The following is a 21,706-nucleotide window of genomic DNA, read 5'->3' as shown; positions in this document are numbered from 1 at the left end:
TGTGCTATCGTTGCGGCATCATTTCGCTACGATCGAAGAGAATCCCTGCATGAAGGTCGCTGTCTGGACGACACAGCGCGTTATTGGGTGCAAACAAGTGCTGCTCGCCGGCCTTCTCTGTTTGTTCACCGGCGTCGTTTTCGCTCAGCCGGAAACGCCTGTGAGCATGGCCGACCAACGCGCAAAATCGGTCACTCAGGTGGTACTCGGAATTCTCAGTTATGCCCGTTGGCCTGTTGAGCCAGCACAACTGCGCTTGTGCATAGTGGGCCCCACCGAATACACCGACGATCTGGTCAAAGGCACGACTCAGGCCACCGGTCGGCCTGTTACCGTGCGCAGATTGCTGGCTGACAACCCGTCCATTGTTGGTGAGTGCGACGCGGTGTACATCGGCAAACTGACCAGTGATGAACGCAGCCAGCTCTTCGCCTCGCTGACGGGGCGTCCGGTGCTGAGTATCAGCGAAGGCGACGACCCATGCACCGTCGGCAGTCTGTTTTGCCTGCGGGTCAGCGATGAGCAAGTGTCCTTTGAAGTCAACCTGGATTCCGTCGCCCGAAGCGGCGTGCGTATTCACCCCAGTGTGCTGCAACTGTCCCGCCGCAAGCCGGCGGCGTCATGAATCTATTCAAGCCGGGTAGCCGCCCAACCTTGCGCTCGGTCCTCGGACGCGGACATTTGATCGTCGCACTCGTGGGCGTGGCCATGGCCAGCATCTCGCTGACGTTGCTCGGCGTACTGGCCTTGCGGGTCTATGCCGACCACAACCTGCACCTGATTGCGCGCTCGATCAATTACACCGTGGAAGCGGCGGTGGTGTTCAACGACAAGTCCGCCGCTACCGAAGCGCTGGCGTTGATTGCGTCCACTGAAGAAGTGGCCGATGCCCAAGTGCTGGACGAGCAAGGCACGTTGCTGGCTCGCTGGGAGCGGCCGGAAACGGGCTTGTTCTCTGATCTCGAAATGCAGATTGCCAAGGCCTTTCTGGAAAAACCGATCAGCATGCCAATCGTTCATCAAGGTCAGGAAATCGGCAGCATCCAGCTCACCGGTCACGGGGGCAGCCTGTTGCGGTTTTTGCTCAGCGGTCTGGTCGGCATCGTCTTGTGTACAGCTGTCAGTGCCTGGGTGGCGCTTTATCTGGCGCGCCGACAACTCCGCGCAATCACCGGCCCATTGCGCAGCCTGGCGTTCGTGGCCCACGCCGCACGCAGTGAGCGAGCCTTCGATCAGCGTGTGCCACCCGCCGCCATCGCCGAACTCGACAACCTGGGCAATGACTTCAATGCCTTGCTCGATGAGCTCGAATCCTGGCAGACCCACCTGCAAAGCGAAAACGAAACCCTGGCCCACCAGGCCAGCCATGACAGCCTCACCGGGTTGCCGAATCGGGCGTTTTTCGAAGGTCGGCTGATTCGAGCGCTGCGTAACGCCAACAAGCTCGACGAGCAAGTGGCGGTGCTGTTTCTCGACAGTGACCGGTTCAAGGAAATCAATGATGGCTTCGGTCATGCGGCTGGCGATGCGGTGTTGGTGGCCGTGGCCAAACGGGTTCGTGCGCAGTTGCGTGAGGATGATCTTGTGGCGCGTTTGGGGGGTGACGAATTTGCCGTACTGCTGACGCCGCTGCATAAGATCGAGGACGCCGAGCGGATTGCCGACAAAATCATCGCCAGCATGGAAGTACCGATCCCGTTGCCGGGCAATACCCAAGTATTGACTTCACTCAGCATCGGCGTCGCCGTGTACCCCGATCATGGGGTCACACCGGGCGCTTTGCTTAATGCCGCCGACGCGGCCATGTACCAAGCCAAGCGCCTTTCCCGAGGCGCACAGCACACGGCCGGGTCGGAGCACCCTGTCGCCCATGTTCAGACCAGGAGCTAATTTTTGTGTTCTCACTGACCCGGCGTTCCCTGCGATTTTTCACGTTCACCGTATTGATGGCCTTGCTGGCATTGACCGGTTGCCAGACAGCACCGCAAAAAGGCCTGACTCCGGCGCAGATCGCTGTGCTTAAACAGCAAGGTTTCGAATTGACCGATGAGGGCTGGGCCTTTGGCCTGTCCGGCAAAGTGCTGTTTGGCAGTGACGACGACAGCCTCAACCCTGCCAGCACCGACATCGTCGAGCGTATCGGCAAGGCGTTGCTGGGCGTTGGAATAGAGCGCGTGCGGGTCGACGGTCACACCGATGCGTCGGGCAAAGAGTCTTACAACGAACAGCTCTCACTGCGCCGCGCAAAAAGCGTCGGCAAGGTGCTGAGCGCCATCGGGATGAAAGAGCAAAACATTCAGTTGCGCGGCCTCGGCAGCAGTGAGCCGGTTGCCTCGAACGACACGCCGGCCGGTCGTACCGAGAACCGCCGGGTGTCGATCGTGGTGAGCGCCGACTAATCGGCGAACAGCATCTCCCGACTTTCCCCCATCAACAGCGCTTGATTCTGCTCGGTGACCGCGCGGATGTAATCCCACAACAGGGTGATCCGCTTGAGCTTGCGCAGGTCCTCGCGGCAGTACATCCAGAACTGTCGAGTGATGTTGATTTCCTCCGGCAACACCGGCAGCAATCGCGGATCCTGGGCCGCCAGGAAGCACGGCAGAATCGCCAGCGACCGCCCTTGCTGCGCGGCCACGAATTGCGCGATCACGCTGGTGCTGCGCAGGTTGGCACTGGCGCCGGGCAACACATTCGCCAGGTACAACAGCTCCGAGCTGAACGCCAGATCGTCGACATAACTAATGAATGAATGTTTACCCAAGTCAGCCGGGCGGCGGATCGGTGGGTGCTTGTCGAGATAATCCTGAGTCGCGTAGAGCTGTAATTTGTAGTCGCAGAGTTTGCAGCAGACGTACGGGCCATGCTCCGGGCGCTCCAGGGCGATGACGATGTCCGCCTCGCGCTTGGACAAACTGATGAAGTGCGGCAGTGGCAGGATGTCTACGGAGATCGCCGGGTAGGCATCGACGAAATGGCTCAGCTGCGGGGTGATGAAAAAGCTGCCGAAGCCTTCGGTGCAGCCCATCCGCACATGCCCGGATAACGCGACCCCGGACCCCGAAACCTGCTCGCAGGCCATGTGCAGCGTGCTTTCAATCGACTCAGCGTAACCCAGCAACCGCTGGCCTTCGGCGGTCAGGACAAAACCGCTGGTCCGGGATTTCTCGAACAGCAAAGTGCCCAACGCCGCTTCCAGCGAGCTGATGCGCCGCGACACAGTGGTGTAGTCGACGGCCAGGCGCTTGGCCGCGGTGCTGGCCTTGCGGGTGCGGGCGACTTCAAGGAAAAACTTGAGGTCATCCCAGTTCAACGAGCCTAGAGACGTGATGTTTTTTTGCATGATGGACCGGCTTTTATGTGCGTTCTTATTAGAAGTTTGCACATCTATACTCCAAAAACAGTCCGACAACCAATTCGCGACACACGTCTCATCTCAAGGTGGCTTTCTCGCCTTGGCTCCACAGATAGCTCTCTAAATAAGAACAACGTCCCGGAGACCCAACATGAACGCATCGCTCACGCCAAACGAAACCACTGTCCAAACGGTAAAGCTGTTGATCGACGGCGAGTGGGTCGAGTCCCAGACCACCGAATGGCACGACATCGTCAACCCGGCGACCCAGCAAGTGCTGGCGAAAGTGCCGTTCGCGACCGCGCAGGAAGTCGACGCCGCGATCAGCGCCGCCCATCGCGCCTTCCAGACCTGGAAGCTGACGCCGATCGGCGCGCGGATGCGCATCATGCTCAAGCTCCAGGCGTTGATTCGCGAACACTCCAAGCGCATCGCCGTGGTGCTCAGCAACGAACAAGGCAAAACCATCGCCGACGCTGAAGGCGATATCTTCCGCGGCCTGGAAGTGGTCGAGCACGCCTGCTCCATCGGCAGCCTGCAAATGGGCGAGTTCGCCGAGAACGTTGCTGGCGGCGTCGATACCTACACCCTGCGTCAGCCAATCGGCGTTTGCGCCGGCATCACCCCGTTCAACTTCCCGGCGATGATTCCGCTGTGGATGTTCCCGATGGCCATCGCCTGCGGCAACACCTTCGTGCTCAAGCCGTCCGAACAGGACCCGATGTCGACCATGCTGCTGGTGGAACTGGCGATCGAGGCCGGCGTTCCGGCCGGCGTGCTCAACGTCGTGCATGGCGGTAAAGACGTGGTGGATGCGCTCTGCACCCACAAGGACATCAAAGCTGTTTCCTTCGTCGGTTCGACCGCCGTCGGTACTCACGTCTACGACCTGGCCGGTAAACACGGCAAGCGCGTGCAATCGATGATGGGCGCGAAGAACCACGCCGTTGTGCTGCCGGATGCCAACCGCGAACAAGCGCTCAATGCGCTGGTCGGTGCCGGTTTCGGTGCAGCCGGGCAACGCTGCATGGCCACCTCCGTCGTGGTGCTGGTGGGCGCGGCCAAACAATGGCTGCCTGACCTGAAGGCGCTGGCGCAGAAACTCAAAGTGAATGCCGGCAGCGAGCCGGGCACTGATGTGGGTCCAGTGATTTCCAAGAAGGCCAAGGCGCGGATTCTGGATCTGATCGAGAGCGGCATCAAGGAAGGCGCGAAGCTGGAACTGGACGGTCGTGAGATTACAGTTCCCGGCTTCGAGAAAGGCAACTTTGTCGGCCCGACCCTGTTCTCCGGCGTAACCCCAGAGATGCAGATCTACACCCAGGAAATCTTCGGTCCGGTGCTGGTGGTGCTGGAAGTCGATACCCTCGATGAGGCCATCGCACTGGTTAACGCCAACCCGTTCGGCAACGGCACGGGCCTGTTCACCCAGAGCGGTGCGGCGGCGCGTAAATTCCAGACTGAAATCGACGTCGGCCAGGTCGGCATCAACATCCCGATTCCGGTGCCGGTTCCGTTCTTCAGCTTCACCGGTTCGCGCGGGTCCAAACTCGGCGACCTCGGTCCATATGGCAAGCAAGTGGTGCAGTTCTACACTCAGACCAAGACTGTCACCAGTCGCTGGTTCGATGACAACAGCGTCAACGACGGTGTGAACACCACCATTAACTTGCGTTAAGGAGCCGGACATGAAAATCGCTTTTATCGGTCTCGGCAACATGGGCGCGCCGATGGCGCGCAACCTGATCAAGGCTGGCCATGCACTGCGACTGGTCGATCTGAACAAAACCGTTCTGGCAGAGCTGGAGCAACTGGGCGGCAGCATCAGTGCTTCGGCACGTGAAGCGGCTCAAGGCGCAGAGCTGGTGATCACCATGCTGCCCGCCGCTGTGCATGTGCGCAGCGTGTGGCTGGGTGAAGACGGCGTGTTGGCGGGCATCGCCAAGGGTGTGCCGGCCGTTGATTGCAGCACCATCGATCCGCAAACGGCGCGTGATGTCGCCGCGGCGGCGGCCAAGCAAGGCGTGGCTATGGCGGATGCGCCGGTCTCCGGTGGTACTGGCGGTGCTGCGGCCGGGACGCTGACCTTTATGGTCGGCGCTACCCCTGAGCTGTTCGCCACCCTGCAACCAGTGCTGGCGCAGATGGGCCGCAACATCGTCCATTGCGGTGAAGTCGGCACCGGGCAAATTGCCAAGATCTGCAACAACCTGCTGCTGGCGATCTCCATGGTCGGTGTCAGCGAAGCCATGGCGCTGGGCGATGCGCTCGGGATCGACACGACGGTGCTGGCCGGGATCATCAACAGTTCCACTGGCCGTTGCTGGAGTTCGGAGATGTACAACCCGTGGCCGGGCATCGTCGAAACGGCGCCGGCCTCGCGCGGCTACACCGGCGGTTTCGGTGCCGAACTGATGCTCAAGGATCTGGGGCTGGCCACGGAAGCGGCACGTCAGGCGCACCAACCGGTGGTGCTCGGCGCGGTGGCCCAGCAGTTGTATCAGGCGATGAGCCAGCGTGGGGAAGGTGGCAAGGACTTCTCGGCGATCATCAACAGCTATCGCAAACCGCAATAAAACCTGTGGGAGCGAGCTTGCTCGCTCCCACAAGTACTGCATGTTCCTATCGACATTTACCGGGAAATCACGTCGGGTGATCTCCCGGTTTTTTTGCATCAGGCAAACACGAAATACTTGCGCACGGTTTCAACCACTTCCCACGTGCCTTTCATGCCCGGCTCAATGACGAAAATATCACCGGCGCGCAGATGGATCGGCTCCTTTCCTTCTGGGGTGATGATGCAGTACCCCTCGCGGAAATCGCAGTATTCCCACTTCACGTATTCCACATACCACTTGCCCGGCGTGCAGATCCAGGTGCCCATGATCTTGCTGCCGTCTTCGCTGGTGTAGGCGTTGAGGTTGACGGTGTGCGGGTCGCCTTCGAGTTTTTCCCATTTGCAGGCGTCGAGCACCGGCAGTGGGTGGGTATCGCGAAGTACGGTAATAGGTGCGGTCATGTGGACTCCGGGGCAATCGACTAGAGAACTGAAGTCGCACCCTATAGCGCCCGTCCACCGGTCAGTTGTCTGTGCTCGACATTGAGCTGTCCAGAAACGCGCATTGCCCTCAAAGACTGTTCAGCGGGCAATAGAACCGGCTCTGTTCGAGGCTGGCTTCGAACTCGACCAATTGCGAATGCTGCTGCGACAGCGCAGCGATCCGTTCGCTGATTTCCTGTTTCTTGGCGGCGATGACCTGATGGGCCAGTTCCCACGGCATTTGCGGCCCTTGATGTCCGGCGAAGATCGACTGCAATTCCTTGAGCCTGAAACCCAGCTGCTGGGCGCACTTGATGAAGATCAGCAGGTCAACGCTTTGCTGGTCGTAGACGCGGTATTTGCCCAACCGCTGAGCGGCAGGCAGCAGGCCAATCGACTCGTAATGGCGGATGCTCTTGATCGTGGTTCCGGAGCGTTGCGCGGCTTGGCCGATATACATGGAAAGTCCCTTTTCGCCGTGGTAGCCCGGTGCATTATCGGCAGACTCAGCGGCTGGCGATAGCTTGGGTCTGCCGTAACCAGATTTCGCGCTGGTCAGCGCTGGAACCGAGAATCGGGCCGAACGTGAGCGTTCGCTGAGGTTCGATACCGCAAAAAGCCAAGGTGGTTTTGCGGATCTGATGCAGTCCAGGCATGCGATAGACCCAGCGGTAATACCAGGGTGGCGTGTCCATAGTCACCAGCAAATGGGCGCTGCGGCCGTGCAGGAGTTTGTCGGGAAAGGCCTTGCCTTCGCGGTATTTGAACGCGAAACCCGGCAGGAACACTCGATCGAAAAAGCCCTTGAGCAACGCCGGAACTCCGCCCCACCAGATCGGATAAACCAGCGTCAGGTGCTCGGCCCACACAATGTCCGCCTGGGCGCGGCGCAAGTCGGCTTCCAGTGGCTGGACCTGTTGATAACCTTCACGCAGCACCGGATCAAAGTCCATTGCGCCCAGAAACAACTGGCGCACCTCATGCCCGGCGCGCACCGCCGACTGGGCGTAACGTTCGGCGAGTGCGCCGCAAAAACTGTTGCTCGCCGGATGACCCAGAATCACCAGAATTCGTTTGCCCATCGTCTCTGTCCTTGAAGATGAAAACTCAAGGGTAAAGTCTGCCCCTCAGGGGAGAGTCAAGGCATGCAGCAAGGCCTTGGCATAACCGGGCAATGCGCTGAAATCCCGAGCGCAGAGCAGCAGTTTGCGTGTGGCCCAAGGTTCTTGCAGGGCGAGACTCTTGAAGGATTGTTCACCACGCCAGCGCTCAACTGCCGCGAGGGGCACAATCGCCAGCCCGGCCCCCCGGACGACCATGCGCATCACACCATCAAAACCGTCGGCGCGGATGCGGATCTGCAGGCGTGAGCCGGTGTGCAGCGCCTGTTCTTCCAGGTACACCGACAAGGCGCTGTTGGCGTTCAGGCCAATGTAGTCGTGGTGCAAGGTGTCGCTGAAACTTACGACACCTGCGTGCGCCAAGGGATGATCGCGGGGCATTATCAGCACCAGCGGATCGTCGCGAAACGGGCGGGTCTGCAGGTCATCGGTGTCCACGGCGTCAGAGACGATGCCCAGGTCTGCCGCACCTTGGCGCAAGGCGTGGGTGATGCGCGCACTGGGCAGTTCTTGCAGATCGATGTCGAGGTTGGGGTGGTCGCGAAGAAAGTCCGCGAGCAACTCCGGCAGGTACTCAGTGATCGCCGTGGTATTGCACAACAGTCGCACCTGACCTTTGACGCCCTTGGCGTATTCGGCCAGATCCTGCTGCATGAGTTCGGCCTGTTGCAGCAGGACGCGGGCGTGTTGCGCCAGGGCCTTGCCGGCCGGGGTCGGGCTGACACCGCGGCGACCGCGTTGCAGAAACTCGATCCCCAACGAAGACTCCATGGCGCGGATGCGCGCACTCGCCGCCGCCAGGGACAGATGACTGCGAGCGGCGCCGGCGGTGATGTTGCCGCTGTCGAGGATGTTCAGGTAGAGGCGCAGGTCGGTCAGGTCGAAGTGCATGGTGTGTCCCGAAGATCGTTCCCACGCTCCTGCGTGGGAATGCCTCACTGGACGCTCTGCGTCAGCTTCGGCATGTGACGCGGAGCGTCACGGGCTGCATTCCCACGCAGAGCGTGGGAACGATCATGCCTCTTGCCAAGCAAGAGGCTGCCTCAGTATATGGCAGATTTTCAAGCAGCCAATCCGGGCTCACGATAGCGTCATGAATACTCTCGCCGCGTTCTATCAAAACCTCGGTCTGGCCCTTTCATTGATGGTCATCTCGACCTTTCTACTGGCCGGCATGATCAAGGGTGTGATCGGCCTTGGTCTGCCGACCATCGCGATGGGCTTGCTCGGTCTGGCTATGGCACCGACGCAGGCTGCCGCGCTGCTGATCATCCCCGCAACGCTCACCAATGTCTGGCAACTGGCATTTGGCGGGCATCTGCGGGGGTTGATCAAACGGTTGTGGCCGATGTTGCTGGCGATCTTCATCGGCACCGGAGCCGGCACGTTGTGGATCCGCATGGCGGGTGGTCATTGGGTCGTGCGGGGATTGGGCGCGGCGCTGTTGCTCTATGCGTTGAGCGGATTGTTACTACCGACCTTACGTGTCGGCAGTCACACCGAGCGCTGGCTCGGTCCACTTTGCGGCCTGTTGACGGGCGTCATCACCTCGGCCACCGGCGTCTTCGTGATTCCCGCCGTGCCTTATCTGCAAGCCTTGGGCTTGAGCAAGGATGAGCTGGTGCAGGCGCTGGGTCTGTCGTTCACCGTCTCGACCCTGGCCTTGGCCGCCGGCCTGTTATGGCGCGACGCACTGGGCGGTGGCGAGTTAATTGCGTCGTTGCTGGCGCTGATCCCGGCGGTGCTCGGCATGTTGCTGGGGCAATGGCTGCGCCAGCGGATCAGCGCCGTGCTGTTCAAACGTATGTTCTTCATTGGCCTCGGCGTGCTCGGCGGCCACTTGCTGATTAGCGGGTAGCGGACGACGGGCTGAGCATGTCGATGGCGCGGATATCGAAATCCCGTTCCAGGTACTCATCGCGTTGCTCGAGGAACTGCTTCATGTGCGGCAGGTTCGAGTGCACGTCGAGGTGAGCCTGGGACTGCCAGATCTCGTAGAAGATAAACAGCGTCGGGTCCTGTTTGTCGCGCAGCATGTGGTACTCGATGCAACCCGGCTCGGTGCGGCTCGCTTCTACATAAGCGCTGAAAAACGCTTCAAAGGCGTCAGATTTTTCCGGGCGGGTCTTGGCGTGCAGGATGAAGCCTTGCATTTCACTCATCAGAAATCTCCTCAAGTTCAGAATCGGCGCAAGTTTATGGCAACAATCGCCTGTCGATTCGTGCGTATTGGTCAAATGAATTTTGTGAATTCAGCGCTTATTCCGCGCGAGGCAGATCGCTACTCTGCCGCCATCGAATTCCAACCTTCCGAGACTTCCCATGAAAAAAGTCCTGTTGCTCAATGGCGGCAAAAAGTTTGCCCACTCCGATGGCCGCTACAACGCCACCCTGCATGAAGCTGCGCTGAGCGTTCTGGATCGCGGCGGTGTCGACGTGAAAGCCACCTTCATCGACAAGGGTTACGACGTCGCTGAAGAAGTCGCCAAATTCCTCTGGGCCGACGTGATCATTTATCAGATGCCCGGCTGGTGGATGGGCGCGCCCTGGACCGTCAAGAAGTACATCGACGAAGTCTTCACCGAAGGCCATGGCAGCCTTTACGCCAGCGACGGCCGCACGCGTTCCGACTCGTCGCAAAAGTACGGCAGCGGTGGTCTGTTGCAGGGCAAGCAATACATGCTGTCGCTGACCTGGAACGCGCCGCAGCAAGCCTTCGACGACCCGACCGACTTCTTCGAAGCCAAGGGCGTTGACGCGGTGTACTTCCCGTTCCACAAGGCCAACGAGTTCCTCGGCATGACCGGTTTGCCGACGTTCCTGGCCGTCGATGTGATGAAACGCCCGAATGTCGAAGCCGATGTGGCGCGCTATGAGCAGCATTTGACCGAGGTGTTCGGCCTGCCGGCGTAAGGTTCCTTTTGCCCCGCATCCAGCTACTATCAAGCCAGTTTTGAATGAGGGGCACCCGTGAAAGCCAGATCCGATGAGTTGCAGATTTTCGTCTGCGTGATTGAGTGCGGATCGATTTCCGCTGCGGCCGAACAGGTCGGGCAAACGCCTTCTGCGGTCAGCCGTACGCTGTCGCGGCTGGAGGCGAAACTCGATACCACGCTGATCAACCGCACCACGCGGCGCATGGACCTGACCGAAGAGGGCAAGTACTTCTTCGAGCACGCCAAGCTGATTCTCGATCAGATGGACGAGCTCGAAGAACGCCTGACCTCTCGCCAGCAAACCCCGTCCGGGCGTCTGCGGATCAATGCCGCATCGCCGTTCATGCTGCACGCGATCGTGCCGTACATCGACGAATTCCGCCGCCTCTACCCGGACATTCAGCTGGAACTCAACAGCAATGATTTGATCATCGATTTGCTGGAGCAAAGCACCGACATCGCCATCCGTATCGGCACGCTCGCCGACTCGACCTTGCACGCTCGATCTCTGGGTTGCAGTCCGCTGCACATCGTCGCCAGCCCGGCCTACCTTGAAAAACACGGTGTACCGGCTGAAGTGGCGGATTTGTCCGGGCACACGCTGCTGGGCTTTACCCAGAACGAAGGCCTCAACCAATGGCCGCTGCGTTACGTTCACGGTGATCGCTGGCCGATTCAGGCGTCGATCAGCGCCTCCAGCGGCGAGACAATCAGGCACTTGGCGCTGGAAGGCCAAGGCATTGCCTGTCTGTCGCACTTCATGACGATTGATGACATCCGCGCCGGACGTTTGCAGGTGCTGCTGGCGGATTTCAACAGCGGCTATCGCCAGCCGATCAACGCGGTGTACTACCGAAACTCGCAACTCGCCCTACGGATTCAATGCTTCCTGGATTTCATCCAGGGCAAATTGGCGGCTTACGCGAACGCGGATTTCAAAGGCTGATTCGTGACCCCTGCGCAAGAGTGAATTGGGCAACGCTGTCTGTTTCCACAAGCATCGGTCCTCGATACTGGATGCATCACTTATTAACGCAGGGAGTTTCTCCATGAACGTATTCGTCACCGGCGCTGCAGGTTTTATCGGCGGCTCCATCGCTACGGGTCTGGTCCGCGCCGGCCACAACGTCACCGGTCTGGTGCGCAGCACCGAACAAGCTAATGAATTGCGCGAACTGGGCATCACCCCGGTAATCGGCACGCTTGACGACAGCGCACTACTGGCCGAACAGGCCCGCGCTGCCGACGCCGTGATCAACGCCGCCAGCAGCGACCATCGCGGCGCGGTAGAAGCGTTGCTCGATGCACTTCGCGGTTCCAACAAAGTGTTCTTGCACACCAGCGGCTCGAGCATCGTCGGCGATGCGTCGGGCGGTAAATCCAGCGACGTTATCTATTACGAAGACAACCTGCCGGCACCGACCGTCGACAAGGCTGCGCGCGTGGCCATCGACAACCTGATCCTCGGCGCAGCAAAGGACGGGGTGAACTCGGCAGTGATCTGCAACACCCTGATCTACGGCCATAGCCTGGGCGTCAATCGTGACAGCGTGCAGCTCCCGCGTTTGCTGAAACAGGCGCGTAAAAGTGGCGTGGTCCGGCATGTCGGTACCGGCCAGAACATCTGGTCCAACGTGCACATCGAAGACGTGGTTTCCCTGTACCTGCTGGCGCTGACCAAAAACGTACCGGGCACCTTCTACTTCGTCGAAAGCGGTGAAGCGTCGTTCATCGACATGACCACTGCGATTGCCCAGGCGCTGAATCTGGGTGAGCCACTAGACTGGCCGCTGAAGGATGCGGAAGCTGAGTGGGGCTATGAAATGGCCAACTATGGCCTGGGCTCCAACAGCCGGGTTCGCGGTAAACATGCGCGGGAGTTGTTGGGCTGGGCGCCGAAGCGGACATCGGTGATTGAATGGATTCGTGACGAGATGGTGTGAGTTCGCTGTAAACCGAGTCGCTGCCTTCGCGAGCAAGCCCGCTCCCACATTAGCCCTGTGTCGAACTCATCATTGTGGGTTGCCACAGGTCGAGTGTGGGAGCGGGCTTGCTCGCGAAGGCGTTTTCAGCAGCCCAACAACTGGCCGTGCCGCCCTCAATTCCGTAACATCCGCTCCCTCTTTTCCCGCCTGTATTTTAGGTAAGCCATGAAACCCAAACGTCTGCGCGCCGATACCCTGGCCGGGCTCACCACGTCTTTCGCTCTTCTACCCGAATGCATCGCCTTCGCACTGGTCGCTCACCTCAATCCATTGATGGGGCTTTACGGTGCTTTCATCATTTGCACCCTGACAGCGCTTTTCGGCGGACGGCCGGGCATGGTGTCCGGCGCCGCCGGGTCGATGGCCGTGGTGATCGTCGCGCTGGTGGTGCAGCACGGTGTGCAGTACTTGCTGGCCACCGTGCTGCTGGGTGGATTGATCATGCTGGCGTTCGGGTTGCTGAAACTGGGCAAGCTGGTGCGCATGGTGCCGCACCCGGTGATGCTCGGCTTCGTCAACGGCCTGGCGATCATCATTGCCCTGGCTCAGCTGGAGCACTTCAAGAGCGGTGACGTTTGGCTCAGCGGCACACCGCTGTACCTGATGTCGGGGCTGGTTGCTGTCACGATGGTCATCGTCTACCTGCTGCCGCGCCTGACGCGCGCCGTGCCGCCGGCGCTGGTGGCGATTCTGGGTGTTGGGCTGGCGGTTTATCTGCTCGGCTTGCCGACCCGCACCTTGGGTGACATGGCGCACATCGCCGGCGGCTTGCCGACGTTTGCGCTGCCAGACATCCCCTGGAGCCTGGAAACCCTGCGCATCATCGCGCCCTACGCGATATTGATGGCGTTGGTCGGTCTGCTGGAAACCCTGCTGACCCTGAACCTCACCGATGAGATCACCGAGAGCCGTGGCTACCCGGATCGCGAATGCGTGGCGCTGGGCGCGGCCAACATGGTCTCTGGTGTGTTTGGCGGCATGGGCGGCTGCGCCATGATCGGCCAAACGGTGATCAACCTCAGTTCCGGTGGTCGCGGTCGGCTGTCCGGAGTGGTGGCCGGGGTGATGATCTTGCTGTTCATCCTCTTCCTCTCGCCGCTGATCGAGCGTATCCCGCTGGCCGCATTGGTCGGGGTGATGTTTGTGGTGTCGCAGCAGACCTTCGCCTGGGCCTCGTTGCGGGTAGTGAACAAGGTGCCGCTGAACGACGTGTTGGTGATCATCGCGGTAACGGTCATTACGGTGTTCACCGATCTGGCCACCGCCGTGCTCTGCGGGATCATCATTGCGGCGCTCAACTTCGCCTGGCAGCAGGCCCGCGAGCTTTATGCCGACAGTCACCTCGAAGCCGATGGCAGTAAGCTTTACCTTCTGCATGGCACGTTGTTCTTCGCCTCGACTGCGCCTTTTCTCAACCAATTCGATCCTGCCAATGACCCATCCGTGGTGACGATCGACTGTCGCCACTTGAGCTTCGTCGACTACTCGGCCATCGCCGCGCTCAAGACCTTACGCGAGCGCTACACCAAGGCCGGCAAGCACCTGCGGGTGCTGCACTTGTCCGAACGCTGCAAGAAACTGCTCAAGCGCGCCCGCGTGAGTCACGACTGAAGTTGATTCCTGGCTGCATTCGATCGTTCCCACGCTCCGCGTGGGAATGCCGCCCGGGACGCTCCGCGTCCCTTCGCAAGTCGTGACGCAGAGCGTCACAGGATGCATTCCCACGCGGAGCGTGGGAACGATCAGCGTGAGGGCGATGAAAATTCCCCTGTCCGATTTTCATAACTCACGACCCCGCATACCTCTGCACGACAACCCTTATCCCTCCACGAAAATTACTTTCACCTCGTTTGAAAATCACACCTCGAAATGTTTTATGAGTTTCACAACCCATTCGACGTGACCCTTTCGAGGAGTACCGCATGACACCGTCCTTCGGCTATTGGCTGCTGGTTTACGCCGCCATCGCCATCATCGCGCTGATCGTTCTGATCGCCCGCTACCGACTCAATCCGTTCATTGTCATCACCCTGGTGTCCATTGGTCTGGCGCTGCTGGCCGGGATGCCGCCGTCGGGCGTAGTAGGGGCGTACGAGGCGGGTGTCGGCAAGACGCTGGGCCATATCGCGCTGGTGGTCGCACTGGGCACGATGCTCGGCAAAATGATGGCCGAGTCCGGCGGTGCCGAGCAGATGGCGCGAACGTTGATCGACAGCTTCGGTGAGAAAAATGCGCACTGGGCGATGGTTTGCATCGCTTTCCTTGTAGGACTGCCGCTGTTCTTCGAGGTCGGTTTTGTACTGCTGGTGCCGATCGCTTTCACCGTGGCGCGGCGCGTGGGCGTTTCGATTCTGATGGTCGGTTTGCCGATGGTCGCCGGGCTTTCGGTGGTCCACGCGCTGGTGCCGCCACACCCGGCGGCGATGCTGGCAGTACAGGCTTATCAGGCCTCGGTGGGGCAGACCTTGCTCTACGCGATCCTGATCGGCATTCCGACCGCGATCATCGCCGGTCCCCTGTACGCCAAGTTCATCGTGCCGCGCATTCAACTGCCGGAAGATAACCCGCTGGAGCGTCAGTTCCTCGAGCGTGAACCGCGTGACAGCCTGCCGGGTTTCGGCATCACCATGGCGACCATTCTGCTGCCGGTGGTGCTGATGCTGGTCGGTGGCTGGGCCAATCTGATTTCCACGCCGGGCAGCGGTTTCAATCAGTTTCTGTTGTTCATCGGCAATTCGGTAATTGCCTTGCTGCTGGCGACTTTACTGAGTTTCTGGACCCTCGGTCTGGCCCAAGGCTTCAACCGTGAATCGATCCTCAAATTCACCAACGAATGCCTGGCACCGACCGCCAGCATCACCTTGCTGGTGGGCGCGGGCGGCGGCTTGAACCGGATTCTGGTGGACGCTGGCGTCACCGACCAGATCGTCAGCCTGGCCCAGGTATTCCACCTTTCGCCGCTGTTGATGGGTTGGCTGTTCGCTGCGCTGATGCGCATCGCCACCGGTTCTGCCACCGTGGCCATGACCACCGCGTCGGGCATCGTCGCGCCGGTGGCCATTGGTCTGGGTTATCCCCATCCGGAGCTGTTGGTGCTGGCGACAGGCGCGGGGTCGGTTATCTTTTCCCACGTCAATGACGGCGGCTTCTGGTTGATCAAGGAATACTTCAACATGACCGTCGCCCAGACGTTCAAGACCTGGACGGTGCTCGAGACCATTATCTCGGTGGTCGCCTTCGGTCTGACCGTTGGCCTTTCTTATCTGCTTTAGCCGGAGCCGCCCGCCATGGACATCCTCTACCAGATCCGCGCCCGTCAGGATTCCTTCAGCGCCGGCGAAGGACGCATCGCGCGGCTGATGCTCGACGACGTAGGATTTGCCTCTGCAGCCAGCCTCGATGAACTGGCGCTGAGAGCGGAAGTCAGCACCGCCACGCTCTCGCGTTTTGCTCGTACGGTCGGCTGCCGCGACTTGCGCGATCTGCGCCTGCAACTGGCCCAGGCCAGCGGCGTCGGCAGTCGGTTCCTCGACCCGGCGGGCACGCCCGAGCAGTCGGCGTTTTACGGGCAGATCGTTAGCGATATCGAGTCGACCTTGCGCCAGCATCTGTCGGCCTTCGACGAATCGCGTTTCGCCGACGCGGTGAAACTACTGGGCAAGGCGCGGATGATTCACGCCTTTGGCATGGGCGGTTGCTCGACCTTGTGCAGCGATGAACTGCAAGTGCGGCTGGTGCGGTTCGGCTACCCGATTGCGGTGTGCCACGATCCGGTGATGATGCGCGTTACCGCCGCCAGCCTCGATGCCGAGCGCGCAATCATTGCCTGCTCGCTGACCGGCATCACCCCAGAACTGCTCGAGGCCGTCGAGTTGGCGCGCAGCTATGGCGCACGAATTCTCGCCATCACCCGGGCCGACTCGCCGCTGGCGCAATTGGCTGATGTGCTGCTGCCGCTGCAAGGCGTCGAAACCTCCTTTATCTACAAACCCACGGCGGCGCGCTACGGCATGTTGCTGGCCATCGACGTACTCGCTACCGAGCTGGCGCTGGCCAATCCTGAAGACAATCAAGAGCGTCTGCGGCGGATCAAACTCGCCCTCGACGATTACCGCGGCGGCGACGATCACTTGCCGCTGGGAGACTGACATGATGTACGACACGCTGATTCGCAACGCCCTGATTATCGACGGCAGCAACGCACCCGGTTATCCCGCCGACGTGGCGATTCTGAACGGCCGCATCGAGCGCATCGGCGACTTGCACGATGCCAGCGCCACCGAAGAAATCGACGCCGCCGGCCGCGTGTTGGCGCCAGGTTTCATCGACGTGCACACCCACGACGACACCGTGGTGATCCGCCAGCCGCAAATGCTGCCCAAGCTCAGCCAGGGCGTGACCACAGTGATTGTCGGCAACTGCGGGATCAGCGCTTCGCCGGTGAGTTTGCGCGGCGATCCTCCCGACCCGATGAACCTGCTCGGCACCGCCGCAGCGTTCGTTTATCCGAAGTTCAGCGACTACCGCGCCGCCGTCGAAGCGGCGAATACCACGCTGAACGTGGCCGCACTGGTCGGTCACACGGCGCTGCGCAGCAATCACCTCGACGATCTGTTTCGTACTGCCACGCCGGACGAAATCACCGCGATGCGCGAGCAATTGCGCGACAGTCTTGAGGCCGGTGCCTTGGGCTTATCCACGGGACTTGCCTACGCCAACGCGTTCTCGGCTTCCACCGATGAAGTGATGCAACTGACCGAAGAGCTAACCGCGTTCGGCGCGGTCTACACCACCCATTTGCGCAGCGAATTCGAGCCGGTGCTGGAGGCCATGGACGAGGCATTCCAGATCGGCCGTCATGCGAAAACACCGGTGATTATTTCCCACCTCAAATGTGCAGGCGCCGGTAACTGGGGGCGCAGTCCGCAACTGTTGGCGTCCCTCGAACACGCGGCGAAAACCCACCCGGTGGGCTGCGATTGTTATCCCTACGCGGCGAGTTCATCGACGCTGGACCTCAAGCAAGTCACCGACGCTCATCGCATCACCATCACCTGGTCGACACCGCACCCTGAGGTGGGTGGCCGTGACCTGATGGACATCGCCGCCGAGTGGGGCGTGCCGCTACTTGATGCTGCCCAACGCCTGCAACCGGCCGGCGCGGTGTATTACGGGATGGATGAGTCGGATGTACGAAGAATCCTCGCCCATCCGCTGTCGATGGTTGGCTCTGACGGCTTGCCGGAAGACCCGTTTCCGCATCCCCGCTTGTGGGGCGCATTCCCACGCGTGCTCGGACATTTCAGTCGCGACGTGGGACTGTTTCCGCTGCACACCGCCGTGCACAAGATGACCGGATTGTCGGCGGCGCGATTTGGCTTGAAGGAACGTGGCGAAATCCGTGAAGGGCATTGGGCGGATCTGGTGTTGTTCAATCCTGTGACGATTCGCGACGTGGCGGATTTCAATGATCCGCAACGAGCGGCGGAAGGTATCGATGGGGTTTGGGTCAACGGTGTCTTGAGTTACAGCGAAGGCCAGGCAAATGGAAGAAGGGAAGGGCGGTTTCTGGCGCGGCAAGGGGACTTGCGTGACGGATTCCAGTAAACATTCCGAGTGCTGCGTCGCAGTGATGGCACATTGAGACTAAAGAAAGCCATCGCCAAGCCGAAGCGCTGACATCTCGCCCAGCTACACTCTGGGCCTTATCAGTCTGGGAGCAACTCCATGAGCTTCGGCAAAACCACCCCGATCCTGCGGATTTTCGATGAAATCAAGGCCGTGGAGTTCTACGTCGACTTCCTGGGTTTCAAGATCGACTGGCAGCATCGTTTCGAGCCTAACTTTCCGTTGTACCTGCAAGTTTCCCGTGGTGAGTGCGTGCTGCATCTGTCCGAACATCACGGCGACAGCACACCAGGCTCGGCGTTGCGGATCGAGACCGATGAGCTTGAGGCCTTTCAGCAACAATTGTTGGCGAAGGAATATAAGTTTTCGCACCCACAGATACAGGCAATGCCCTGGGGTAGCCAGGACATGACCATCAGCGATCCGTTCGGCAATCGGTTGGTGTTTACCAATGCGATCTGTGTGTGAAGTACATACCCGCTACGGGTTGGGGCTCCGTGAGTATTGGGCTCTGAATGAATGCATCGATTGTAAATGTGCTGAGTAATCGATGGGATCGAGTCGCCCGGTGGGAATGTTGATGTCCCTAGGGATCAAGACATTACAGTTCATGCATGTGGGGAAATCGGTCGCTTGCTGAGTATCGGCAACACCCTTCAGACGTTGTGTCATCACAAATATGTTTTCAGGCAGAACGCTGGCGCTCGATGGACTATTGAGCAAAGCGTTCCTGCTCCGGACTTCGGCATGACGTCCGGGAGTACCCGACTTGATGGGGAACAAATGTCCGGAGTTTCCCAGATGGTCGCGAATCTCCCGAGCCAGTGTCGGGTGGAGGGCTACGTCATGCTGATTGGCATAATCTCGTTCAACCTGAGCCATGTAAGTCTCTGGTTGGGTGACTTCAAAGATACCCAAATCGGCTGGGCCGGTAGATGAAGGGAAGGGGTTTCGATACATGACAACCCCAGGATAGGGGCTGCCGCCCAGATGTTCAGGGAAGTTGAAATGCTCCCAGGACGAAAAGCGACCATCCACCGTAGTGACCGCTGCGTGTGCGGTGTACTCATTCAGTTTGTTTTTTGAGTAAGTTTTGAACGTTGGATTAGCGACTTCGATCCCGGCGATTTCTCTGGGTGTCAGAGGGTTCGTTCGATTGGGAAATTGAGTTTGCCGCGCGGTCAGTTCCGCTGTTTTTGCTTCTGCAAATTGTCTTGGGGCATCGGTCATCGAAACGGTTTTCACCGAAAACTGGTTGTAGTAGCTCTGAACCACTGGCACATCTGCCAAATCAGCGCGCACCAGCCCTTGAGTATCGACAAATCTCACCGGGTTGTTCCCCACCATGCAATACAGATTCAACCCGTCAGCCGTCCCCATTGGGTCCGGGCTGACCCAACGCTGTAACCATGGCGCGTAATACCGTTGGCCGTAGTAATACAACCCACTGGCATCGCGCTCCTTGCCTGAGTAGCGAATGGTTTTGTACTTCGCTTCCAGTACTGTACGGGCAGCCCTCCAGGCCGTGCCGCCATAGGGGTAATAACCTTCCTCGCTGATCAGGCTGCCTTCAGCGTCCAGCTCCATTGTATTGGAGCCCAGGTGGTCATCGAAGCTGTAACGCAAAGCGTCATTCGTGATAGCCGAGGGAGCTCCCAGGCTCCAATGCAGACAACGCACACTGCAGCGCCCTGCTTGCACAGTGATGACATCGAGTGTCTGCGCAGTGCTTTCACGGATTTCCAGGCCCGGCAAATAGGTGACGTCATTGCTGCGGAGGAGCGCGTGTGCCTTTTGGGTTTGTCGTTTGCGAACGCGCTGACCGTTGCCGTCGTAGAGGTAGCTTTCCGTATCCGCTGCTTGCTCTGTGCGTTCGACCAGTGTCACGCGTTGTAATTGGTTGCGTGCGTTCCACTCCATAGGTTGCCCGGCGTGCAGCAGTTGTAGATTGCCGTTGGTGTCGAAGCTCTGTGCAAAGTCGGGTATCGGATCGCCCGTTGTCCATAACAGCCCGCGATTGCTGTCAGGGGCGATGCTCATCTCACGGGTGTAATTATTTCCCGCGCGCTGATGTTGCAGCTTGATCAGATTTGCGCGCTCATCATAGGTGTAACGCTGAGTGAAGTTGAGTAGCCGGCTCCGGTCACCCGGACTCGACAACCAATCGGGGAGCGGTGCGTGAATGCGGGCTCCCTGCTCTTCACGACCCGAAGCCTGGGTCAACTGATAGAGGCTGTCGTAGACATAAGTGCTGATCGGCTCTATGCGTTGGTTGGCGTAGTGCTGTTCGGATTTGGTGTGGTCCTTGACGTTCAACACATTGCCGACAGCGTCATAGGCGTAGTGCCGCTCTTGGAGAGCCCTTCCTTCTCGCGATGTTTTCAGTTGGTTCATGCGGCCATTTTCAGGCGTGTAAACCGCTGCACTGGTGATCTTTCCTCCCAGGGTCTGCGATTCGATCTGACCCTGGGCGTTGTACCTGACCTGATCGAGAATCAGCCTGTGTTCGGTGGCATCATCGAGTTGCAGGGTCACTTTTTTGAGCTGTCCGGCGACATCGAACCAGAAACGTTGCGTATGCCCTTTGGCATCTTCTTGTTCGAGGATCTCGCCAGTGGGTGCGTACTGCCAGTCGGTGGTGTACTCGGTATCGTTTTCTAGCAACCCATCACGTTTGCCGAGTTCTTCCGGCCAGTCCGGTGTTTGTTGATCTTTCAGAAAGTGTCGCGTTTCGCTGAGCAACTTTCCCGTCAGGTCATACTCGGATAAAAGCAGTTTGCCTGCCGGATCATCATGGCGAATCAACCGACCGCACTGGTTCGTTTTTGCATAGTCGGTTGAGTTGTCTGCATAAGTAAAACGTTCGATGGCCTGGCGGTTTTTTCCGTCGGGCTCTTCGTAAATCACCGTCGGGCGCAACTGATTGTCATGGTGCATTTGCCAATGGTTACCGCGAGAGTCCCATTTTTCCGCCGCCTGACCGGCTTCGCCGAAGAAGGTCAGGCGCCAGCCTGCATCTATGCTTTGGGTCAGTAACAAAGCCCCCGACAGACTGCTGAGCTGCTTTGAATCAGCGGTTATTACGCTGGCGCTGCTGCGTTGCTCAACGACCTGACCATTGATTTCATGTACGTAACGAGCAATACGGGCCTGAGGTTGTGCGATGGATTCATTGCACAGGTAGGTGACTTCGCGAACCTGAAAGCCACGGCCGTCGACGACGTTCAGTGTCGGGGTGTGATGATGAATGTTGGTACTCATACTTCGCCTCCATGCGTAGTTGAATCATCGGACGGCGTGTCGGGCCGGGTGTCGTTCTCGTCCTCGGTGATGGAATACCAGGGGTGGTAGGTGTACCGACGCTCGTCGCCGTTGGCATTGATGACGCGAATGAGTCGGCCCAGTGGGTCATGGAAATGCTGATCGCAAAGTCCTGACTGACGTAGCGACTCATCGTTGATATACCGATGCCGGTCACTGAAGTAGGGTCGATAGGTACGAATTACCAGGCCTTTATTGTCGTATTCGATACGCTCGCTGACACGCCAGCGAAGATTGACTTCGCGCTCTTGCGGTTTGTCATTCAACGGCGTCAGTGTGCCGCCTTCATTAACGATCCAGGCCATTCCCGGCTCGACTTT

The 21,706-nt window shown here is 59.4% G+C and carries 22 protein-coding genes; 14 read left to right on the top strand and 8 right to left on the bottom strand.

Features of this window, described 5'->3' with window-relative positions:
• Positions 1–49 precede the first annotated feature (49 nt).
• Genes CKW16_RS18150 through CKW16_RS18140 form a run of 3 tightly spaced genes read left to right on the top strand, consistent with a single transcriptional unit; the run spans position 50 to position 2,399 of the window.
• Positions 50–625 (top strand): YfiR family protein, encoded by a 576-nt coding sequence (locus CKW16_RS18150; RefSeq protein ID WP_095129557.1) that lies wholly within the window; start codon positions 50–52, stop codon positions 623–625.
• On the top strand, positions 622–1,890 hold the full coding sequence (locus tag CKW16_RS18145; RefSeq protein ID WP_095129556.1) for a diguanylate cyclase domain-containing protein: 1,269 nt from the start codon (positions 622–624) through the stop codon (positions 1,888–1,890). The genes CKW16_RS18150 and CKW16_RS18145 overlap by 4 nt, the downstream gene beginning before the upstream one ends.
• Before the next feature lie 5 nt (positions 1,891–1,895).
• Entirely contained in the window at positions 1,896–2,399 is a 504-nt protein-coding gene (locus CKW16_RS18140) for an OmpA family protein (RefSeq protein ID WP_095129555.1), read from the top strand.
• On the opposite strand, the gene CKW16_RS18135 is transcribed toward CKW16_RS18140, so the two are convergent.
• Complete coding sequence (locus CKW16_RS18135) at positions 2,396–3,343, bottom strand: LysR family transcriptional regulator (protein WP_095129554.1); 948 nt, start codon at positions 3,341–3,343, stop codon at positions 2,396–2,398. The two genes, CKW16_RS18140 and CKW16_RS18135, sit on opposite strands and share 4 nt — an antisense overlap.
• Before the next feature lie 163 nt (positions 3,344–3,506).
• Here CKW16_RS18135 and CKW16_RS18130 point away from each other — a divergent pair, with 163 nt between their 5' ends.
• Both CKW16_RS18130 and mmsB read left to right on the top strand, forming a co-directional pair.
• Complete coding sequence (locus CKW16_RS18130; RefSeq protein ID WP_046055588.1) at positions 3,507–5,033, top strand: CoA-acylating methylmalonate-semialdehyde dehydrogenase; 1,527 nt, start codon at positions 3,507–3,509, stop codon at positions 5,031–5,033.
• 10 nt (positions 5,034–5,043) lie between these two features.
• Complete coding sequence (mmsB, locus tag CKW16_RS18125; protein WP_033058213.1) at positions 5,044–5,931, top strand: 3-hydroxyisobutyrate dehydrogenase; 888 nt, start codon at positions 5,044–5,046, stop codon at positions 5,929–5,931.
• Positions 5,932–6,029: 98 nt separating this feature from the next.
• Here mmsB and CKW16_RS18120 read toward each other — a convergent pair whose 3' ends face one another.
• From CKW16_RS18120 to CKW16_RS18105, 4 genes are all read right to left on the bottom strand, one after another.
• Positions 6,030–6,374: a cupin domain-containing protein gene (locus CKW16_RS18120; RefSeq protein WP_007946320.1), complete on the bottom strand. Its 345-nt coding sequence runs from the start codon at positions 6,372–6,374 to the stop codon at positions 6,030–6,032.
• 109 nt (positions 6,375–6,483) lie between these two features.
• Positions 6,484–6,855, bottom strand: a complete 372-nt coding sequence (locus CKW16_RS18115) for a MerR family transcriptional regulator (protein ID WP_095129553.1) — start codon at positions 6,853–6,855, stop codon at positions 6,484–6,486.
• A 46-nt stretch (positions 6,856–6,901) separates the two neighbouring features.
• Entirely contained in the window at positions 6,902–7,477 is a 576-nt protein-coding gene (locus CKW16_RS18110; RefSeq protein WP_095129552.1) for an NAD(P)H-dependent oxidoreductase, read from the bottom strand.
• A 45-nt stretch (positions 7,478–7,522) separates the two neighbouring features.
• The gene (locus CKW16_RS18105; protein WP_095129551.1) at positions 7,523–8,407 is read right to left on the bottom strand and encodes a LysR substrate-binding domain-containing protein; all 885 of its coding nucleotides are present in this window, start codon (positions 8,405–8,407) and stop codon (positions 7,523–7,525) included.
• Positions 8,408–8,609: 202 nt separating this feature from the next.
• Between CKW16_RS18105 and CKW16_RS18100 the strand changes: the two genes are divergently transcribed.
• A complete protein-coding gene (locus CKW16_RS18100; protein WP_095129550.1) occupies positions 8,610–9,374 on the top strand; it encodes a sulfite exporter TauE/SafE family protein in 765 nt (254 codons plus the stop codon).
• On the opposite strand, the gene CKW16_RS18095 is transcribed toward CKW16_RS18100, so the two are convergent.
• Positions 9,364–9,678, bottom strand: coding sequence for a putative quinol monooxygenase (locus CKW16_RS18095; protein WP_095129549.1), 315 nt, complete (start codon positions 9,676–9,678; stop codon positions 9,364–9,366). The genes CKW16_RS18100 and CKW16_RS18095 overlap by 11 nt on opposite strands.
• A 160-nt stretch (positions 9,679–9,838) precedes the next feature.
• Between CKW16_RS18095 and CKW16_RS18090 the strand changes: the two genes are divergently transcribed.
• The 8 genes from CKW16_RS18090 (at position 9,839) to CKW16_RS18055 (ending at position 18,533) form a co-directional block, all read left to right on the top strand.
• A complete protein-coding gene (locus CKW16_RS18090) occupies positions 9,839–10,429 on the top strand; it encodes an NAD(P)H-dependent oxidoreductase (RefSeq protein ID WP_095129548.1) in 591 nt (196 codons plus the stop codon).
• Positions 10,430–10,486: 57 nt separating this feature from the next.
• A complete protein-coding gene (locus CKW16_RS18085; RefSeq protein ID WP_095129547.1) occupies positions 10,487–11,398 on the top strand; it encodes a LysR family transcriptional regulator in 912 nt (303 codons plus the stop codon).
• A gap of 103 nt (positions 11,399–11,501) precedes the next feature.
• Positions 11,502–12,395, top strand: coding sequence for an NAD-dependent epimerase/dehydratase family protein (locus tag CKW16_RS18080; RefSeq protein WP_095129546.1), 894 nt, complete (start codon positions 11,502–11,504; stop codon positions 12,393–12,395).
• Between the two features lie 207 nt (positions 12,396–12,602).
• Positions 12,603–14,048 (top strand): SulP family inorganic anion transporter, encoded by a 1,446-nt coding sequence (locus CKW16_RS18075; RefSeq protein WP_095129545.1) that lies wholly within the window; start codon positions 12,603–12,605, stop codon positions 14,046–14,048.
• Positions 14,049–14,359: 311 nt separating this feature from the next.
• Positions 14,360–15,709 carry a gluconate:H+ symporter gene (locus CKW16_RS18070; RefSeq protein WP_095129544.1) on the top strand — a complete coding sequence of 450 codons (1,350 nt, stop codon included), beginning with the start codon at positions 14,360–14,362 and terminating at the stop codon, positions 15,707–15,709.
• A gap of 15 nt (positions 15,710–15,724) precedes the next feature.
• Positions 15,725–16,585: a MurR/RpiR family transcriptional regulator gene (locus CKW16_RS18065; protein WP_095129543.1), complete on the top strand. Its 861-nt coding sequence runs from the start codon at positions 15,725–15,727 to the stop codon at positions 16,583–16,585.
• Between the two features lies 1 nt (position 16,586).
• Complete coding sequence (locus CKW16_RS18060; RefSeq protein ID WP_095129542.1) at positions 16,587–18,044, top strand: amidohydrolase family protein; 1,458 nt, start codon at positions 16,587–16,589, stop codon at positions 18,042–18,044.
• 120 nt (positions 18,045–18,164) lie between these two features.
• The gene (locus CKW16_RS18055) at positions 18,165–18,533 is read left to right on the top strand and encodes a glyoxalase superfamily protein (protein WP_046045762.1); all 369 of its coding nucleotides are present in this window, start codon (positions 18,165–18,167) and stop codon (positions 18,531–18,533) included.
• A gap of 12 nt (positions 18,534–18,545) precedes the next feature.
• Here CKW16_RS18055 and CKW16_RS18050 read toward each other — a convergent pair whose 3' ends face one another.
• Positions 18,546–21,326: an RHS repeat-associated core domain-containing protein gene (locus tag CKW16_RS18050; RefSeq protein WP_095129541.1), complete on the bottom strand. Its 2,781-nt coding sequence runs from the start codon at positions 21,324–21,326 to the stop codon at positions 18,546–18,548.
• Positions 21,323–21,691 (bottom strand): hypothetical protein, encoded by a 369-nt coding sequence (locus tag CKW16_RS32885; RefSeq protein WP_371918037.1) that lies wholly within the window; start codon positions 21,689–21,691, stop codon positions 21,323–21,325. Before CKW16_RS32885 ends, CKW16_RS18050 begins: the two co-directional genes overlap by 4 nt.
• Positions 21,692–21,706 lie beyond the last annotated feature (15 nt).

The sequence above is a fragment of the Pseudomonas sp. Irchel s3h14 genome (genome assembly GCF_900187425.1).
In the GTDB taxonomy this organism is placed as follows: domain Bacteria; phylum Pseudomonadota; class Gammaproteobacteria; order Pseudomonadales; family Pseudomonadaceae; genus Aquipseudomonas.
The sequence above is the reverse complement of the archived record's forward strand: the minus strand, read 5'-3'. Positions and strand labels throughout refer to the sequence as shown.

What these genes read in the sequence shown, in the direction of transcription:
- CKW16_RS18050 (WP_095129541.1), bottom strand. Translation starts at nt 21,326, where the DNA reads ATGAGTACCAACATTCATCATCACACCCCGACACTGAACGTCGTCGAC.
- CKW16_RS32885 (WP_371918037.1), bottom strand. Translation starts at nt 21,691, where the DNA reads ATGGCCTGGATCGTTAATGAAGGCGGCACACTGACGCCGTTGAATGAC.
- CKW16_RS18105 (WP_095129551.1), bottom strand. Translation starts at nt 8,407, where the DNA reads ATGCACTTCGACCTGACCGACCTGCGCCTCTACCTGAACATCCTCGAC.
- CKW16_RS18065 (WP_095129543.1), top strand. Translation starts at nt 15,725, where the DNA reads ATGGACATCCTCTACCAGATCCGCGCCCGTCAGGATTCCTTCAGCGCC.
- CKW16_RS18120 (WP_007946320.1), bottom strand. Translation starts at nt 6,374, where the DNA reads ATGACCGCACCTATTACCGTACTTCGCGATACCCACCCACTGCCGGTG.
- CKW16_RS18115 (WP_095129553.1), bottom strand. Translation starts at nt 6,855, where the DNA reads ATGTATATCGGCCAAGCCGCGCAACGCTCCGGAACCACGATCAAGAGC.
- CKW16_RS18130 (WP_046055588.1), top strand. Translation starts at nt 3,507, where the DNA reads ATGAACGCATCGCTCACGCCAAACGAAACCACTGTCCAAACGGTAAAG.
- CKW16_RS18070 (WP_095129544.1), top strand. Translation starts at nt 14,360, where the DNA reads ATGACACCGTCCTTCGGCTATTGGCTGCTGGTTTACGCCGCCATCGCC.
- CKW16_RS18135 (WP_095129554.1), bottom strand. Translation starts at nt 3,343, where the DNA reads ATGCAAAAAAACATCACGTCTCTAGGCTCGTTGAACTGGGATGACCTC.
- CKW16_RS18090 (WP_095129548.1), top strand. Translation starts at nt 9,839, where the DNA reads ATGAAAAAAGTCCTGTTGCTCAATGGCGGCAAAAAGTTTGCCCACTCC.
- CKW16_RS18110 (WP_095129552.1), bottom strand. Translation starts at nt 7,477, where the DNA reads ATGGGCAAACGAATTCTGGTGATTCTGGGTCATCCGGCGAGCAACAGT.
- CKW16_RS18150 (WP_095129557.1), top strand. Translation starts at nt 50, where the DNA reads ATGAAGGTCGCTGTCTGGACGACACAGCGCGTTATTGGGTGCAAACAA.
- CKW16_RS18060 (WP_095129542.1), top strand. Translation starts at nt 16,587, where the DNA reads ATGATGTACGACACGCTGATTCGCAACGCCCTGATTATCGACGGCAGC.
- CKW16_RS18055 (WP_046045762.1), top strand. Translation starts at nt 18,165, where the DNA reads ATGAGCTTCGGCAAAACCACCCCGATCCTGCGGATTTTCGATGAAATC.
- CKW16_RS18100 (WP_095129550.1), top strand. Translation starts at nt 8,610, where the DNA reads ATGAATACTCTCGCCGCGTTCTATCAAAACCTCGGTCTGGCCCTTTCA.
- CKW16_RS18080 (WP_095129546.1), top strand. Translation starts at nt 11,502, where the DNA reads ATGAACGTATTCGTCACCGGCGCTGCAGGTTTTATCGGCGGCTCCATC.
- mmsB (WP_033058213.1), top strand. Translation starts at nt 5,044, where the DNA reads ATGAAAATCGCTTTTATCGGTCTCGGCAACATGGGCGCGCCGATGGCG.
- CKW16_RS18075 (WP_095129545.1), top strand. Translation starts at nt 12,603, where the DNA reads ATGAAACCCAAACGTCTGCGCGCCGATACCCTGGCCGGGCTCACCACG.
- CKW16_RS18095 (WP_095129549.1), bottom strand. Translation starts at nt 9,678, where the DNA reads ATGAGTGAAATGCAAGGCTTCATCCTGCACGCCAAGACCCGCCCGGAA.
- CKW16_RS18145 (WP_095129556.1), top strand. Translation starts at nt 622, where the DNA reads ATGAATCTATTCAAGCCGGGTAGCCGCCCAACCTTGCGCTCGGTCCTC.